Annotated in this window: 12 protein-coding genes; 5 read left to right on the top strand and 7 right to left on the bottom strand. The window is 68.9% G+C overall.

Annotated elements, in window-relative coordinates; translation table 11 throughout:
* The 3 genes from uvrA to VM306_RS37185 form a co-directional block, all read left to right on the top strand.
* Positions 1-1792: excinuclease ABC subunit UvrA (gene uvrA / locus VM306_RS37195; protein WP_325523462.1), on the top strand; the 1792-nt coding region annotated here is incomplete at its 5' end.
* Positions 1792-1980, top strand: a complete 189-nt coding sequence (locus tag VM306_RS37190; protein WP_325523460.1) for a hypothetical protein — start codon at positions 1792-1794, stop codon at positions 1978-1980. The genes uvrA and VM306_RS37190, both read left to right, overlap by 1 nt.
* 128 nt (positions 1981-2108) lie before the next feature.
* On the top strand, positions 2109-2573 hold the full coding sequence (locus tag VM306_RS37185; RefSeq protein WP_325523458.1) for an SRPBCC family protein: 465 nt from the start codon (positions 2109-2111) through the stop codon (positions 2571-2573).
* Between the two features lie 10 nt (positions 2574-2583).
* Here VM306_RS37185 and VM306_RS37180 read toward each other — a convergent pair whose 3' ends face one another.
* Genes VM306_RS37180 through VM306_RS37170 form a run of 3 tightly spaced genes read right to left on the bottom strand, consistent with a single transcriptional unit; the run spans position 2584 to position 5548 of the window.
* On the bottom strand, positions 2584-3774 hold the full coding sequence (locus VM306_RS37180) for a hypothetical protein (RefSeq protein WP_325523456.1): 1191 nt from the start codon (positions 3772-3774) through the stop codon (positions 2584-2586).
* Positions 3774-4901: a VWA domain-containing protein gene (locus VM306_RS37175; RefSeq protein ID WP_325523454.1), complete on the bottom strand. Its 1128-nt coding sequence runs from the start codon at positions 4899-4901 to the stop codon at positions 3774-3776. The genes VM306_RS37180 and VM306_RS37175 overlap by 1 nt, the downstream gene beginning before the upstream one ends.
* Positions 4902-4951: 50 nt before the next feature.
* A complete protein-coding gene (locus VM306_RS37170; protein WP_325523452.1) occupies positions 4952-5548 on the bottom strand; it encodes a TetR/AcrR family transcriptional regulator in 597 nt (198 codons plus the stop codon).
* Between the two features lie 76 nt (positions 5549-5624).
* Between VM306_RS37170 and VM306_RS37165 the strand changes: the two genes are divergently transcribed.
* Positions 5625-6779, top strand: a complete 1155-nt coding sequence (locus tag VM306_RS37165) for an NAD(P)/FAD-dependent oxidoreductase (RefSeq protein ID WP_325523450.1) — start codon at positions 5625-5627, stop codon at positions 6777-6779.
* Positions 6780-6851: 72 nt separating this feature from the next.
* Positions 6852-8012, top strand: a complete 1161-nt coding sequence (locus VM306_RS37160) for a hypothetical protein (protein WP_325523448.1) — start codon at positions 6852-6854, stop codon at positions 8010-8012.
* A 54-nt stretch (positions 8013-8066) separates the two neighbouring features.
* Here the strand turns inward: VM306_RS37160 and VM306_RS37155 are convergent, their stop codons facing one another.
* The 4 genes from VM306_RS37155 to VM306_RS37140 all read right to left on the bottom strand — a co-directional run bounded on the left by VM306_RS37155 (position 8067) and on the right by VM306_RS37140 (position 14546).
* Positions 8067-10157, bottom strand: coding sequence for an alpha-galactosidase (locus VM306_RS37155; RefSeq protein WP_325523446.1), 2091 nt, complete (start codon positions 10155-10157; stop codon positions 8067-8069).
* Between the two features lie 98 nt (positions 10158-10255).
* Positions 10256-11659 (bottom strand): gluconate:H+ symporter, encoded by a 1404-nt coding sequence (locus VM306_RS37150; protein ID WP_325523444.1) that lies wholly within the window; start codon positions 11657-11659, stop codon positions 10256-10258.
* Complete coding sequence (locus tag VM306_RS37145) at positions 11656-13239, bottom strand: D-aminoacylase (protein WP_325523442.1); 1584 nt, start codon at positions 13237-13239, stop codon at positions 11656-11658. Before VM306_RS37145 ends, VM306_RS37150 begins: the two co-directional genes overlap by 4 nt.
* A gap of 14 nt (positions 13240-13253) precedes the next feature.
* The gene (locus tag VM306_RS37140; protein WP_325523440.1) at positions 13254-14546 is read right to left on the bottom strand and encodes an amino acid deaminase; all 1293 of its coding nucleotides are present in this window, start codon (positions 14544-14546) and stop codon (positions 13254-13256) included.
* Positions 14547-14717 lie beyond the last annotated feature (171 nt).

The following is a 14717-nucleotide window of genomic DNA, read 5'->3' as shown; positions in this document are numbered from 1 at the left end:
CGTCCGGTACAAGAACCGCTACGGCCGCGAGCGCTCCTACTACGCCAACTACGAGGGCGTGATCCCGTTCCTCGAACGGCGCCAGGAGCAGACCGAGTCCGAGTACATGCGGGAGAAGTACGAGGGCTACATGCGCGAGGTCCCGTGCCCCGCGTGTTCGGGCACGCGCCTGAAGCCGGAGATCCTCGCCGTCACGCTGCACCACGGCAAGAAGGGCGACCGCTCGATCGCCGAGGTCTGCGCGATGAGCGTCTCGGAGTGCTCCGACTTCCTCGACGGCCTGAAGCTCGGCAAGCGCGAGTCGATGATCGCGGGCGCGGTGCTCAAGGAGATCCAGGCGCGCCTGCACTTCCTGCTCGACGTCGGCCTCGACTACCTGTCGCTCGACCGCGCGTCCGGCACGCTCTCCGGCGGTGAGGCGCAGCGCATCCGGCTCGCCACGCAGATCGGTTCGGGTCTGGTGGGCGTGCTGTACGTGCTGGACGAGCCGTCGATCGGCCTGCACCAGCGCGACAACCACCGCCTGATCGAGACGCTGACGAGGCTGCGCGACCTCGGCAACACGCTGATCGTCGTCGAGCACGACGAGGACACGATCCGCACGTCGGACTGGGTCGTCGACATCGGCCCCGGCGCCGGTGAGCACGGCGGCAAGGTCGTGCACAGCGGCCCGTACAAGAAGCTGCTCACGAACAAGGAGTCGATCACCGGCGCGTACCTGTCGGGGCGCAAGTCGATCCCGATGCCCGCGAAGCGCCGCAAGATCGACAAGAAGCGCCAGCTGACGGTCGTCGGCGCCCGCGAGCACAACCTGCGCGGCATCGACGTGTCGTTCCCGCTCGGCACGCTCACCTCCGTCACGGGCGTGTCCGGCTCGGGCAAGTCGACGCTGGTCAACGACATCCTGGCCACGGTGCTCGCGAACAAGCTCAACGGCGCGCGCCAGGTGCCCGGCCGCCACACCCGGATCAACGGCCTGGGCGAGGTCGACAAGCTGGTGCGGGTCGACCAGTCGCCGATCGGCCGCACGCCGCGGTCCAACCCGGCCACCTACACCGGTGTGTTCGACCACGTCCGCAAGCTGTTCGCGTCGACGACCGAGGCGAAGGTCCGCGGCTACCAGCCGGGGCGCTTCTCGTTCAACGTCAAGGGCGGCCGCTGCGAGGCGTGTGCCGGCGACGGCACGATCAAAATCGAGATGAACTTCCTCCCGGACGTCTACGTCCCCTGCGAGGTGTGCAAGGGCGCGCGGTACAACCGCGAGACCCTGGAGGTGCACTACAAGGGCAAGACGATCTCCGAGGTCCTCGACATGCCGATCGAGGAGGCGGCCACGTTCTTCGAGCCGATCAACGCCATCCACCGCCACCTGCGGACGCTGGTCGACGTCGGTCTCGGCTACGTGCGGCTGGGCCAGCCGGCGCCGACGCTGTCCGGTGGTGAGGCGCAGCGCGTGAAGCTCGCGTCGGAGCTGCAGAAGCGGTCGACGGGCAAGACGGTCTACATCCTCGACGAGCCCACGACGGGCCTGCACTTCGAGGACATCCGCAAGCTGCTGGGCGTGATCAACGGCCTGGTGGACAAGGGGAACACCGTCATCGTCATCGAGCACAACCTCGACGTCATCAAGACGTCCGACTGGGTCGTCGACATGGGTCCCGAAGGGGGCTCCGGCGGCGGTATGGTCGTGGCAGAGGGCACACCCGAGCAGGTCTCCGAGGTCGAGAAGAGCTACACGGGGCAGTTCCTGCTGCAGGTGCTCCAGAACGAGGAGGTGTCGGCAACAGGGTGATGATCCCACTCGACGCACTGGCGCTGGCCTACCGCGAGGGCGCCCTTCAGGCGTCACGCGGAGAGCCCGCGGCGTACCCCTTCAGCCTCGTAGAGGCGTTCGACTCGTCGGAGCAGGCACTCCGCCGCGTCGTGGCCGTCGGTTGGTTGCGGGCCCTGGAACGGTTTCCTCAGCTCACCGGCAAGTGAACACGGACGGCCTAGTGGGGCGCTCGAGTCCCACTAGAGCCGTAGTACACGCCGTGAGGAATTCGCGGCGCCTGTGAATTCTGTCGAGAACCTGTCACTCGGACGAGGTATCCGGGATGATGGTGGTCGTGTCACTCAACCGCTATCGCTTCCGCAGCGTGTGGCACGTCGACGCGTCTCCTGGCGATGTGTACGAGGTGCTGTCCGACATCGCGAACTACCCGCTGTGGTGGCACGAGGTGCGGTCGGCCACGAAGATCGACGACGAGACGGGTGAGCTCCGCTGCCGCTCGTTCCTGCCGTTCGACCTCGTCGTGCAGGTCCGCCACAGCATCAGGAACCAGCAGGCAGGTCTGCTGCGCGCCACGTTGTCCGGTGATCTCGAAGGCTTCGCGAGCTGGGAGATCATCGGCAGGGACGGCGGCACGGACCTGATGTTCGATCAGGAGGTCGTGGTCAACAAGGCGCTGCTGCGACGCCTGGTGCTGATCGCGAAGCCGTTCTTCCGCGGCAACCACGACCTGATGATGCGCGGCGGGTTCAAGGGCCTGAAGCAGTTCCTCGAGGAGAAGGCCGCCAGTCGCGACTCCTAGCGGCGCGCTCTCACCGCTGGTAGTCGCCGATCTGCACGACCTTGTCGTCCGTGGTCCGCACGCACTTCAACGGCACCTGGGCGTGGGCCAGGCCGTCCTCGTAGGGCCAGGCGCACGACCACTCCGCGGCATCCCAGAACAGTCCCTGCCCCTGGGCCTGACCTCCCTGGACCGCTGTCCAGTAGCGGTCGGCGATGGCGATGGCCGCGGGGCAGCCCACACCGTCGAGGTCGGTCACCTTCCGCTCGCCGTCACGGCAGACGACGGCCTCGAACTCGCACGGCATCTCCCACTGCTTCCAGACCTCCTGCGGAACGGTTCCGCACGGCAGCGACGTGCCCGAGCTCAGGTTCAGCCACTTCTCGTCCTTGAGCTCGAAGACCAGCAGCAGGTCGTCGGACCGCCTCGGGGTCGTGTTCGCCGACGCGAGCACGAACCGGTCCTGCCGGCACTTGATGTCGAAGTACCGCACGTCGGCGCCGAGCGGGTGCGCGGCGGCGAGCGTTTCCGGTGTCACCGAGTCGCACGGTGAGGTCCTGATCTCCTGCGCCACCAGGTCCGCGGGGATCGACACCTCCTTCATCGTGGTGACGAGCTCGGCCGATGTCCTGGTGAGACGTGGTTGCCGGGCGTCGGCGGCTGCCGCGATGTCGTTCAGGGCCTTGACCTGCTCCGGAGTGAGCCGGTGGCCGACGAACCGGAAGTCGATCTTCACGCCTGCCCGGGCGGTGTGGTCGGCGATGATCCTCCGGACCTCGTCGGCGCTCTTGCCGCACGCGTCGGCGCCGCCTCGTGCGACGACCACGACCCGGTTGGTCATGGAGCCGCGGAACGGGTACGTGCGCGCGAAGTCGTCTATCGCCGCGAGGATGCCGCTGAGCAACGTCGCCTTGCCGCTCGGCGTGATCGCACGGACCGCGTCACCGATCTTCGCCGCCTGCCCGGTGCCCGGCGTGACCAGTTCCGAGGTGTTCGCGGAGTCGCACGAGCCGCCGAACTTCCGCAGTGCCAGCGAGTCGTCGGCGGACATGTTCGACGCGGCGGCGCCGACGGCGTCCGCGACCTCGCCGAAGTCCGCCGACTCGGAGGCGTCGACCAGGAACGTCGTGCGGTGGCCGGGAGTCAGGAACACCCACAGCCCACCGGTCACCAGCCCCAGCACCAGGACGACGGCCCCCGCCGCCACCCACCAGCGTTTCATCACGATCCCCCAGGACCCTGCCCGCGCAGTTCCGTCAGCTTCCCCGTCATGCGCCGCGCGACGTCGTTGTACGCGACGGCGGCCCTGGTGTAGACGGCGAGCGGTTCCGCCAGGTTCCGTCCCGAACGGGCCGAGCCCAGCAACCCGTCGGCCGCCTTGATCACCTCCGCCTGCAATGTGCGCAATCGGACCGCCATGTCCCGCAGCAGCACGGCGTCCGGCGAGCTGGTGCGACCGTCGAGGTCCTTGATCTCGATGTCGACGACGGCGTCACGGGCCTCGGCGAGAGCGCCGTCCGCCAGGTCGAAGCGGCCGGCTTTGATCGACTCGGTGGCCGTGTTGAGCTTGTCGACGGTCGGGTTGAGCACGTTGACGACCGACTGCGACGACCGCAGCACGGGTTCGATGGTGGCGAACCACTCGAGCGCGCGCTTCAGCTCGTCCGGAGTCTTCGTCAACGTCGGGTCCTGCGTCTTGAGCTCCGTGGTCAGCTCCTTCAGCGGTGCGCCGTCGGCGACCTGGTAGCCGATGAACCGGAACTCGATGCTCAGACCGGCCGCCGCGACCCGCTCCCGGATCTGGGCCTGGACGAACTCGTCGTCGGTGTCGCAGGCGTCCTCGGCGTGCCGGGTGACGACGATGATCCTGTTGACCTGCCTGGCTTTCAGTGCCAGCGGCGCGGTGAAGTCGCCGACCGCCTCGACGATCCCGCGCTGCAGCGTGGCTTTCGCGCCCTGCCGCACCGAGCGCGCGGCCTCGGCGATCTCCTGGCGGTTGCCGGTGCCGAACCCGACGAGCTGCGCCGTGTTGTCCTCGGCGCCGCAGTCGCCGCCGAAGCTGCGCAGGGACTGGGAGTCGCGCTCGCCGGAGTTGCCGACGACCGTGGTCAACGCGCCGACGACGCCGGCCAGGTCGCCATCGGCGGTGTCGATCAGGAACGTCGTCCTGTAGACGGGTGCGAAGACCAGGCGGTAGGTGACGACCCCGCCGGCCCCCAGCACGGCGACGAGCCCGATGATCAGCGCGATTCGCAGTGCACGTCTGCGATCGGGCCTCTTCAGGGCCTTGTGCGTCTTCTGGATCGCGGTAGACAGCTCGTCGGTGACGGAGAGCCGGAACTCGTCCATGTGCGCAAGGTAGCGAGTCCTGGCCCGCAGGAGACCAGATTCGCGGAAGATCAGGTTCGGCCGGACAGGTGCCGCATCAGCAGGGACAGCTGCTCCGCGTACTTCGAGACGAACTCGGGTGTGGCGGGGTCCTCGCCGGTGATCTGGCGCGCGGTCAGCCGCAGGGTCAGCGGCGCGGCGGCCACCGCCATCAGTGCCAGCATCAGGAAGCCCGGATCGAGGTCGGACGGCAGCTCGCCCGCCTTCTGCCGGTCGCGCAGCTGGTCGACCTGGGAGCGCAGGAACGCCTCGTCGACGGGAGGGCTGTCGCCCGCCAGGTTCGACCACGCCCACAGGCGGCCGTGGTCGGTGAGCGTGGTCTGCACGAAGCCCGCCAGCACCTGGTCGAGCGGCTGGTCGGCGCTCGCCATCTCGGCCGCGGAGCTGTGCCAGCTCGTCGCGAGCTCCTTGTACAGGCCCTCCTTGCCGCCGAAGTAGTACGAGATCAGCTGCTTGTTCACGCCCGCCCGCGCCGCGATGTCCGTCGTGCGCGTGGCCGCGTAGCCCTTCGCGCCGAACTCCGCCGCGGCCGCCTCCAGCAGCAGGGCCCGCGTGCGTTCCGGGTCGCGCTTGCGTTCCGAGGCGCTGGGAGAACGGCGTTGGTCCACCGCCACACGGTAGCCGACGGGTCCTTTATCAACCAATGAGTTGACTTAATCAACCAGACGGTTGAAACTCGGCGGCATGAGAATCGCTGTGGTGGGTGGGGGAATCGGCGGGCTGTGCCTGGCGCACGGGTTGCGCAAGGCCGGCTTGGACGTGGCGGTGTACGAGCGCGACCTTTCGCGCACGGACCGTCTGCAGGGGTATCGGGTGCACATCAACCCGGACGGTGCCGCTGCTCTGCGGGAGTGCTTGCCCGCGGAGAACTGGGCGCGGTTCGAGCAGAGCTCGGGCACCAGCGCCAACGGGTTCGGCTTCCTGACCGAACAGCTCAAGCCGTTGCTGGTGCTGGACCCGGATGGGGAGAAGCACTACTCCGCCAGCCGGATCACGCTCCGGCAGGTGCTGCTGGACGGGCTGGACGTGCGGTTCGGCAAGCGGTTCGAGCGCTATGAGCGCGACGGTGCCATCACCCTGCGCTTCGAGGACGGCACGACAGCCGAGTGCGACGTGCTCGTCGGTGCCGACGGCATCGGTTCCCGCGTGCGCGAGCAGTACCTGCCGCACGCGGGAACCGAGGAGGTGGGCGTGGTGGCCGTGGCGGGGAAGCTCTTCGTGGACGACCACGACTGGGTTCCCCGGAGCCTTCTCGACAGGGCCAACACGATCGTCCCGACGAGCAGGTGCGGCATGTTCCTGGTCAATCACGACGGCCTCGGGTACACGGACGCCGACGGGGTGTTGTTCGACAACGTGCGTCCCTACCTGATGTGGGCGTACGCGGCGAACGACCCCGAGTTACGGGAGGGGCTGCAGGAAACCGTGCTGCGGCGGATCGCCGGATGGAGCCCTGACCTGGTGCGGATCGTCGAGTCGTCGCACCCGGACACGATCAGTCAGTGGCGCATCAGGTCGTCGAGGCCCATCGAGCGGTGGGAGAGCACGAACGTCACGTTGCTCGGCGACGCCATCCACGCGATGACGCCGATGCGCGGTATCGGTGCCAACGTGGCGTTGCGCGACGCGCAGTTGCTGGCACGCAAGCTCGCTGAAAGCGGCATCGACGGCATCAGTGCCTATGAGACCGAGATGTACGACTACGGCTTCGCGGCCGTGGCCGACTCACTGCGCGCTGCCAGGCAGTTCGCGGAGGGAAGCCCGTTCTCGCGGACCCTGTTCCGGACGGTGCTCAGGACGGCCGCGGCGGTGCCCGCGCTGAAGCGCGCGATGTTCTGAGAAGTTCTTTGAACCGTTCCGGCTCCCCCTGCGTGTGGTGTGCATCGAAGGGTACGAGCCAGGAGGTCGGGGATGATCCGCAAGAGCGTCGCGGCCGTCGCACTGGGGTTGATCTCGCTGACCGCCTGCGCCGGCACGCCGGAGAGCAAGCCGGTCGCGCAGCAGCAGGAAAGCGCTGTGGCGCTGAAGATCGCGGAGATCGAGGACCTCGGGCCGGTCGTCACCGATGACGAGGGCTTCACCCTCTACCGGTTCGACGGCGACAAGCCGAATGAGTCCACTTGCGACGGTGAGTGCGCCGCGGCGTGGCCGCCGGCGACCGTCGGCGGGGAGAAGTTCTCGGTCGACGGCGTCGACCAGCAGCTCGTCGGCAGCATCGTCCGCGAGGACGGCAGCCGCCAGCTCACCGTCGGCGGCATGCCGCAGTACCGGTTCGCCAAGGACACCAAACCCGGTGAGACCAAGGGGCAGGGCTTGCAGGGGAAGTGGTTCGCCACCGGCAAGAGCGGCGAACGCACGCAGCTCGCCGCCCGCACCGGAGTCATCTCGGGACTTGGCGCGGTGCTGACCAACAACGCCGGTCTCACGCTCTACCGGTTCGACGGCGACACGGCACAGCCATCGGTGTCCAATTGCGACGGTGGCTGCGCCGAGAACTGGCCGCCCGTCTACGTCGAGGGCGACCAGCCGCGCGTGAAGGGTGTCGACCCGAAGCTGCTCGGCACCATCACCCGCGAGGACGGCAAGAAGCAGCTCACGGTGGCGAACTGGCCGCAGTACACGTTCAAGAACGACGGCAGGCCCGGTGAGGCCAAGGGCGTCACGGTGGCGAAGTGGTTCGCGACGGCCACCGACGGCAAGAAGGCCCAGCAGAACAAGGCGATCGCGCTCACCAGCGCGACCGTGGCGGACCTGGGCGTCATCGCGACCGACAAGGACGGCATGACGCTCTACCGGTTCGACGACGACTCCGCGGACCCGCCCACGAGCAACTGCCAGGGGCAGTGCGCGGAGCAGTGGCCGCCCGCTTTCGTCGACGAGGGATTCCAGGCGCAGGGCGTGGATTCCTCGCTCGTGGGGACGATCGAGCGGGACGGGAGGAAACAGCTCACCATCGCGGGGTGGCCGCAGTACCTGTTCGCAGGGGACGAGGTCTGCGGTGAAGCCAACGGGCAGGGCGTTGGCGGAAAGTGGTGGGCCACCAAGGCCGACGGAAGTCGCGCCGGCCGGTGACAAGGGGAGAGGTGAGCCCCGGCGGGACTTCCCGCCGGGGCTCTGCCCGTTCTTCTACTTCAGGCGCAACAGGACTGCCTGCTCCGGCTCCAGGACCGGCAGCTGGACGCCGACCTCCGACAGCACGGCGCCGGGCAGCTCCAGCGGAGCCCAGCTCGCCGGTGCCCGCTGGGTCAGCCGAGGCCGGCCCGCCGGGGCGTCGAACGACAGCCGGTACGTCCGCCGCGGGTCGAGCCCGGGCAGCCGCACCCGTCGAGGCTTGTTCTGCACCGAGGTCGTGAGCTGCGCGTAGCAGTAGAGCGCCTCGGACCGGTCCACGGCGACGACTCCGTGCACCCAGGCCGCGTCGTCCGGGTGGTCGGAGTGCACGACGACTCCGTTGTGCACCAACGACCGCACGTCCTTGTAGTACTCGATCGCGGCCTGCAGCCCGGCGCGTTCCTCCTCGGTGGCCGAGTCGATGTCCCACTCGATGCCGAAGTGCCCGAACAACGCCGTGGCCACGCGGAACGACAGGTCGTGCACGCGTCCGGTGGTGTGCGACCTCGTGGGGCCGACGTGCGCGCCCATCAGCTCCGGCGGCAGGAACACGCCGGTCCACCGCTGGATCAGCTGGCGTTCCAGGGCGTCGTTGCAGTCCGACGTCCACACGCGGTCGGTGCGGTCGAGCACGCCGAGATCGATCCGCCCGCCACCGGACGAGCAGCTCTCGATCTCCACGCGCGGGTGCCGCAGCCGCAGGTCGTCCAGCAGCCGGTAGTACGCGGCGGTCTGGTCGTGCACGCGCGAGCCGATCAGGTCGCGGTTGTGGTCCCACTTCACGAACGCGATGTCGTTGTCCGCCAGCACGGACGAGACGCGCTCGAGGATGTACGCGTAGGCCTCGGGGTGCGCGATGTTCAGCACCTGCTGGTTGCGCGACGACGGCGGCAGCACGCCGGGACGCGGCCCGAGCACCCAGTCGGGGTGGGCGCGGTAGAGGTCCGAGTCCGTGTTGACCATCTCCGGCTCGAACCAGAGGCCGAACTCCATGCCCAGCGCGCGGACGTGCTTGATCAACGGGGTCAGCCCGTCCGGCCACACGGTCTCGTCGACGTACCAGTCGCCGAGACCCGCGGAGTCGTCGCGGCGGTGGCGGAACCAGCCGTCGTCCAGCACGAAGCGTTCGACACCGATGGCGGCGGCCGTGTCGGCCAACGACGTCAGGCGCGCCAGGTCGTGGTCGAAGTAGACGGCCTCCCACGTGTTGAGCACGACCGGCCGGGGACGCAGCGAGCGCTCCCGCAGCTGCCGGTGGAACGCCGCGCCGATGCCGTCGATGCCCTCGCTCGAGTACGCCGCGCAGAACCACGGCGACTCGTACTCCTGGCCCGGCGCCAGCGTGATCTCACCCGGCAGCAGCAGTTCGCCGCCGCCGAGAACGGGCGAGCCGTCGACCAGGTTCTCCGCGTACGTCACGTGGTTGCCGCTCCACGCCACGTGCACCGCCCACACCTCACCGTCGCGGAACGAGAACCCCGGCGTGCCGGCGAGCAACCCGATCGTCGCGTCGTGCCCGGTGCGTCCGCGACGGCTCTCGCGGACCCACGAGCCGTGGAGGAAAGTCTGCCGCTGCGGTGAGCGCTCCCGGCTCCAGCGCCCGGTGAAGTCGAGGAGCTCGGAGGCGTGCGAGGGGACGGGCAGCGCGGTTTCCAGGCCCTCCAGCGCGTACGGCGTCGCGCCGTCGTTGCGGAGGACGTGCCGGAGGCGGAGCATGCCGGACTCCAGCAGCTCGACGGTGCCGGTCACGGTCAGCTCCGCGGCCTCGTCCGACGCGACGTAGCGGAAGATCGAGCCGTCCTCGCCGGAGAACGACGTCACCCGGAGCGCCGGGGCGAAGTGCTCGCCGCCGCGGTGGCCGCGCAGGCCGGGGCGACCGGCGTACCCGGCGCCGGCGTCGGGCAGCAGCGCGAGCGGGACCGGGAGGTCCGGCGCGTTGTTCGGGTTGGTCCACGAGACGCCGTCGACCAGACCGCGCAGTGCGGCCTGGTCGACGTTTCCGAGTGTTCGTCCCCAGTGCATGACGACCGGGAGGCTCGTGCCCTCGATGGTGATGACGACGCTGGAGATGTCGTCGTGCAGGTGCACGACCTCCGTGTTGCTCATGCAGGCCCCGTTCACATCGAACACAAATGAACAATGGGCCGATCCTCAGGGGACGTTACGGGGATGTCAAGCGGTCGAAAATGTTGATTTCTGTCGGATCACACAACCAGGCTGATGAGTGCCGCGACCGTGAAACCGACGACCGAGAGGATGGTCTCGAGGACGGTCCACGACTGCAGCGTCTCCTTCACCGACAGCCCGAAGTACCGGGACACGATCCAGAACCCGCCGTCGTTGACGTGCGAGGCGATGATCGACCCCGACGCGATGGCCATGACGACCAGCGCGAGCTGCGGCTGCGAGTAGTTCAGGTCCGCCACCACCGGCGCGACGATGCCGGCGGTCGTCACGATCGCGACCGTCGCCGAGCCCTGGGCGATGCGGATGACGCAGCTGATCACGTACGACAGCGCGATCACCGGCAGGCCGAGGCCCGCCAGCTCGCCCGCCAGCGTCTTGCCGATGCCCGTCGCGGCCAGCACGGCGCCGAAGAAGCCACCGGCACCGACCACGAGCAGGATCATCGCGACCGGCTTCAGGGACGCGGCGGACAGCTCCGCGACCTTCTCCCGCGTCATGCCGCGCCGGAAACCCAGCAGCCAGAACGCGAGCAGCACCGAGATCGTCAACGCGACCGCGGGAGTGCCGAAGAACGTCGCCACCGAGTACAGGCGCGACCCCTTGGTGAGCAGGATCGAGCCGAACGTGCCGGCGAGGATCAGCACCAGAGGCAGACCGATGATCGAGAGCACCAGGCCGAGCGACGGCGGTTCACGATCACCGCTGCCGTTCTCCGCGCGCGCCGCTTCCGCCGCCGCCAGCATCTCCTCCGGCACCGGCACGTTGATGCGCTTGCCGATCCAGTAGGAGTACAGGACGCCACCGACGAACCACGACGGGATCGCCACCGCGAGACCCATGATGATGATCCAGCCGAGCGACACCTTCAGCAGCCCGGCCGCCGCCACCGGTCCAGGGTGGGGCGGCATGAACGCGTGCATGACCGAGAGACCTGCCAGCAACGGCATGGCGAACAGCACGATCGACTTGCCGCTGCGCTTGGCCGCCACGTAGACGAGCGGGGCCAGGACGAAGATGCCGATGTCGAAGAAGACCGGCACGCCGAAGATGAGACCGGCGAGACCGATCGCGACCGGCGCCTTCTTCTCGCCGAACGCGGTCATCAGCTTGTCCATCAGCACCTGCGCGCCGCCGGACGCCTCGAGGATCGCGCCCAGCAGCGTGCCGAGGCCGATGATCGCGGTGATGTGGCCGAGGATGGAGCCGAAGCCCTTCTCCAGCAACGAGTCCGAGGCCTTCTGCGCCGAGCCGACCAGCGTCTCCACCGGCACGCCGGCCAAGAGGGCGACCAGCAGGGCGACGACGATCAGCGCGATGAACGGCTCGACCTTGAACTTGATGATGAGCAGCAGCAGCACCGCGATGCTGACTACCGCGAGGGTGAGCAAGCCCCCTGTTGAGTGTTGCAACCAGTCGATCACGGGCGGCTCCTGAGTGAATGGCCTGGCAATGCGCCGGTGGCGGTTCCGTCGTCGATCACCGGTACCCCGTTGCAGAAGACGTACGGGATGCCGGCGGCCTGCTGTCGCGGCTCGTCGAACGTCGCCGTGTCGGCGATCGTCTCCGGGTCGAACAGCACCAGGTCGGCCGCGTAGCCCTCGCGGACCAGACCCCGGTCGGTGAGCCGCAGACGCCGGGCGGCACGGCCGGTGAGGTGCTCGACGCACTCCTCCAGGCTCAGCACGCCCAGCTCGCGGACGTAGCGCGCGAAGTAGCGCGGGAACGTGCCCCACGCGCGCGGGTGTGGCCGGTCGCCGACGAGCAGGCCGTCGCTGCCGCCCGTGTGCGCCGGATGTTTCATGATCGCCTGCACGTTCTCCTCGTGACCCACGTGCATGAGGCAGGAGGTGCCCAGGCGTTCGTCGACCAGCACGTCGAAGTAGAGGTCGGCCGGCGCCCGTCCGAGCCGGGTGGCCGACCGCTGGACGCTCGCGCCGACCAGGTGCGCGTTGCGGTCGTTGCGCACGCCGTTGATCTCGATGGAGTCCCAGTCGACCGGCACGCCGTGGCACCCGTCGGAGCCGGTCTCCTCGATCTCGGCGCGGATGCGCTCACGGGTGTCCACATCGGACAACCTTGCCAGTGCCCTCTCCGGCCCACCCTCCGTGGCCCACGAAGGCAGCAGCGCGGAGAGGTAGGTCGCACCGGGCAGGTACGGGTAGGTGTCCAGCGAGATGTCCGCGCCACCGGCGATCGCGTCGTCGAGCAACGCCAGCAGCTCGGGCGCCTTGCCCTTGTTGACCGGGAAGTTCATCGTCGCGTGCGCCAAATGCAGCGCACAGCCGGAGCGCTTCGAGACGTCCACCATCTCGGCGTACGCCTCCAGCGCGCCCGCGCCGTAGCTGCGGTGGTGCGGGCTGTAGAACCCGCCGTGCTGTCCGACGACCTCGCACAGCCGCACGAGCTCGGACGTGCCGGCGTACATGCCCGGCGTGTAGGTGAGGCCGGACGACATCCCCATCGCGCCCTCGGCGAGCGACTGCGCGAGAACGGCCTTCATCCTGTCCATCTCGGACTCGGTCGGCGGCCGGTCGTCCCAGCCGACGACGAGCATCCGCAGCGTTCCCTGCGGCACCAGGTACGCGGCGTTCACCGCGATGCCCCGGTCGAGCCGGTCGAGGTACTGCCCGACCGAGCGCCAGTTCCAGTCGAAGCCCGGCGGGTCGTCGTTCCACCCGGCGAGCTGGCCGCGCAGCGTCGCGAGCACCTCGTCGTCCACCGGCGCGTAGGACAGGCCGTCCTGGCCGAGCACCTCGGTCGTGACGCCCTGCGAGACCTTCGCCAGGTGGTCGGGTTCGGCGAGCACGCGCAGGTCGGAGTGCGAGTGCATGTCGATGAACCCCGGCGCGAGGACCAGCCCGTCCGCGTCGATCGAGCGGGTGGCCGAGATCCCGTCGCCGATGGACGAGATGACGCCGTCCTTGATCGACACGTCCGCCCGGTAGGCGGGTGCGCCGGTGCCGTCGGCGATCAGTGGTCCGCGCAGGACGACGTCGTCCATCGGTGCACTCCTTCTCAGAAGTAGGTGCGAATCAGGTCGACCACGGTGGTGCCCCGCACGACCGGGATGAGCTGCCACTTGTCGAACACCGTGCAGGGGTGGGACAGGCCCAGCCCCACCCAGTCGCCGACGCGGACCGCGGCCTCGGGGCCGAGCCGCAGGAACGCGTGCTGGTCGTTCAGCGCGGTCACGCCGGCCTGGGTCAGCGGGGCGACCGCACCGTCGCGGCGGCGGAGGAGCTGCGGCTCCGGCAGGCCCTCGTCGAACGACGCGTCGCGCTTGCCGATCGTCAGTAACGCCAGGTCGCGCTGCGGCCGTGAGGTCACCTGAGCCCAAGCACGCAAAGCAGAGCGGAACGGTTCCACGCCGTCGATCCGGGAGAACGGCGAGATCCCGCGGTAGAAGCCGTCGTCGTGCGTGATGTACGCGCCGCTGCGCAGCACCGGGGTCACCGGTACCGGCCACGGCTTGGCCAGCGTCGCCGCCACCTGGTCGAAGTACGCGCTGCCACCGGCGGTGACGATGACCGAGTCCAGTTCGTCGAGCAGCCCGGCGTCGGCCAGCCGCAGCACGAGCGTGCGCAGGTCCGCGAGATAACCGTCCACAACGGACTGAGACGACGCGGAGGCGTCGTGCGCCAGCGCGCCTTCGTAGCCACCCGCGCCGACCAGTCGCAGCACCGGGCTCTGGTCCACCGCCCGTGCGACGGCCAGCGCCGTCTCCAGGTCGCGCGCACCCGTCCGGCCGCCGGGAGCGCCGAGCTCGACGATCACGTCGACCGGACGTGACGGCTGGAGTTCCTGCAGCGTCTCGCTCATCAGCGTGACTCCGGCCTCGGAGTCCGCCCAGCAGCTGAACTCGAAGCCGGGGTCGTGGTCCAGCTCGGTGACGAGCCAGCGCAGCGCGCCGGGGTCGAGCAGCTGGTTCGCCAGCAGGATCCGGCTGACCCCGAACGCCCGGTAGACACGCAGCTGCGACGCGTTGGCCGCCGTGATGCCCCAGACGCCGTGCTCGATCTGCCGCTGGAAGAGCTGCGGCGCCATCGTCGTCTTGCCGTGCGGCGCGAGCTTGACGCCGTGGTTGTCACACCATTTGGCCATCGTCGTCAGGTTGTGCGTCAACGCGTCCGCGTCCAGCACGACGAGCGGGCCGACGAACTCGTCCGCGAAGAGGTCCAGCCGCCGGTCCGCGACCTCGCCGATGGTCGAGCCGAAAGTGCTCGACGGCAGGCCCTTGAACCGCCAGCTGATCCGTTCCGACCTGATGTCCGCGACGGCCGTGAGGTCCATCTCCACCAGTTGTTGCATATTTTGCAACTCCCATTGCGCGATGTGATACTGAGTTGTGTAGCATTCGGGTGCGCCGCCGTCAACGAACACCTCTGGAGCACGCATGCGGTTCGAACACGTCGGCGGTGTCGTGTGTCTCGGCGAAACCATGGTGATGATGGTTCCGGCTGAACCCGGTCCTGTGCATCT

It is taken from the genome of Lentzea sp. (genome assembly GCF_035525475.1).
In the GTDB taxonomy this organism is placed as follows: Bacteria; Actinomycetota; Actinomycetes; order Mycobacteriales; family Pseudonocardiaceae; genus Lentzea.
Note: the sequence above shows the minus strand (reverse complement) of the source record. Positions and strands in the feature narration are given on the sequence as shown.

Excerpts from the sequence above, each read along its gene's own strand:
- VM306_RS37180 (WP_325523456.1), bottom strand. The coding sequence starts at position 3,774 with ATGAAACGCTGGTGGGTGGCGGCGGGGGCCGTCGTCCTGGTGCTGGGG.
- VM306_RS37155 (WP_325523446.1), bottom strand. The coding sequence starts at position 10,157 with ATGAGCAACACGGAGGTCGTGCACCTGCACGACGACATCTCCAGCGTC.
- VM306_RS37165 (WP_325523450.1), top strand. The coding sequence starts at position 5,625 with ATGAGAATCGCTGTGGTGGGTGGGGGAATCGGCGGGCTGTGCCTGGCG.
- VM306_RS37160 (WP_325523448.1), top strand. The coding sequence starts at position 6,852 with ATGATCCGCAAGAGCGTCGCGGCCGTCGCACTGGGGTTGATCTCGCTG.
- VM306_RS37175 (WP_325523454.1), bottom strand. The coding sequence starts at position 4,901 with ATGGACGAGTTCCGGCTCTCCGTCACCGACGAGCTGTCTACCGCGATC.
- VM306_RS37190 (WP_325523460.1), top strand. The coding sequence starts at position 1,792 with ATGATCCCACTCGACGCACTGGCGCTGGCCTACCGCGAGGGCGCCCTT.
- VM306_RS37140 (WP_325523440.1), bottom strand. The coding sequence starts at position 14,546 with ATGCAACAACTGGTGGAGATGGACCTCACGGCCGTCGCGGACATCAGG.
- VM306_RS37145 (WP_325523442.1), bottom strand. The coding sequence starts at position 13,239 with ATGGACGACGTCGTCCTGCGCGGACCACTGATCGCCGACGGCACCGGC.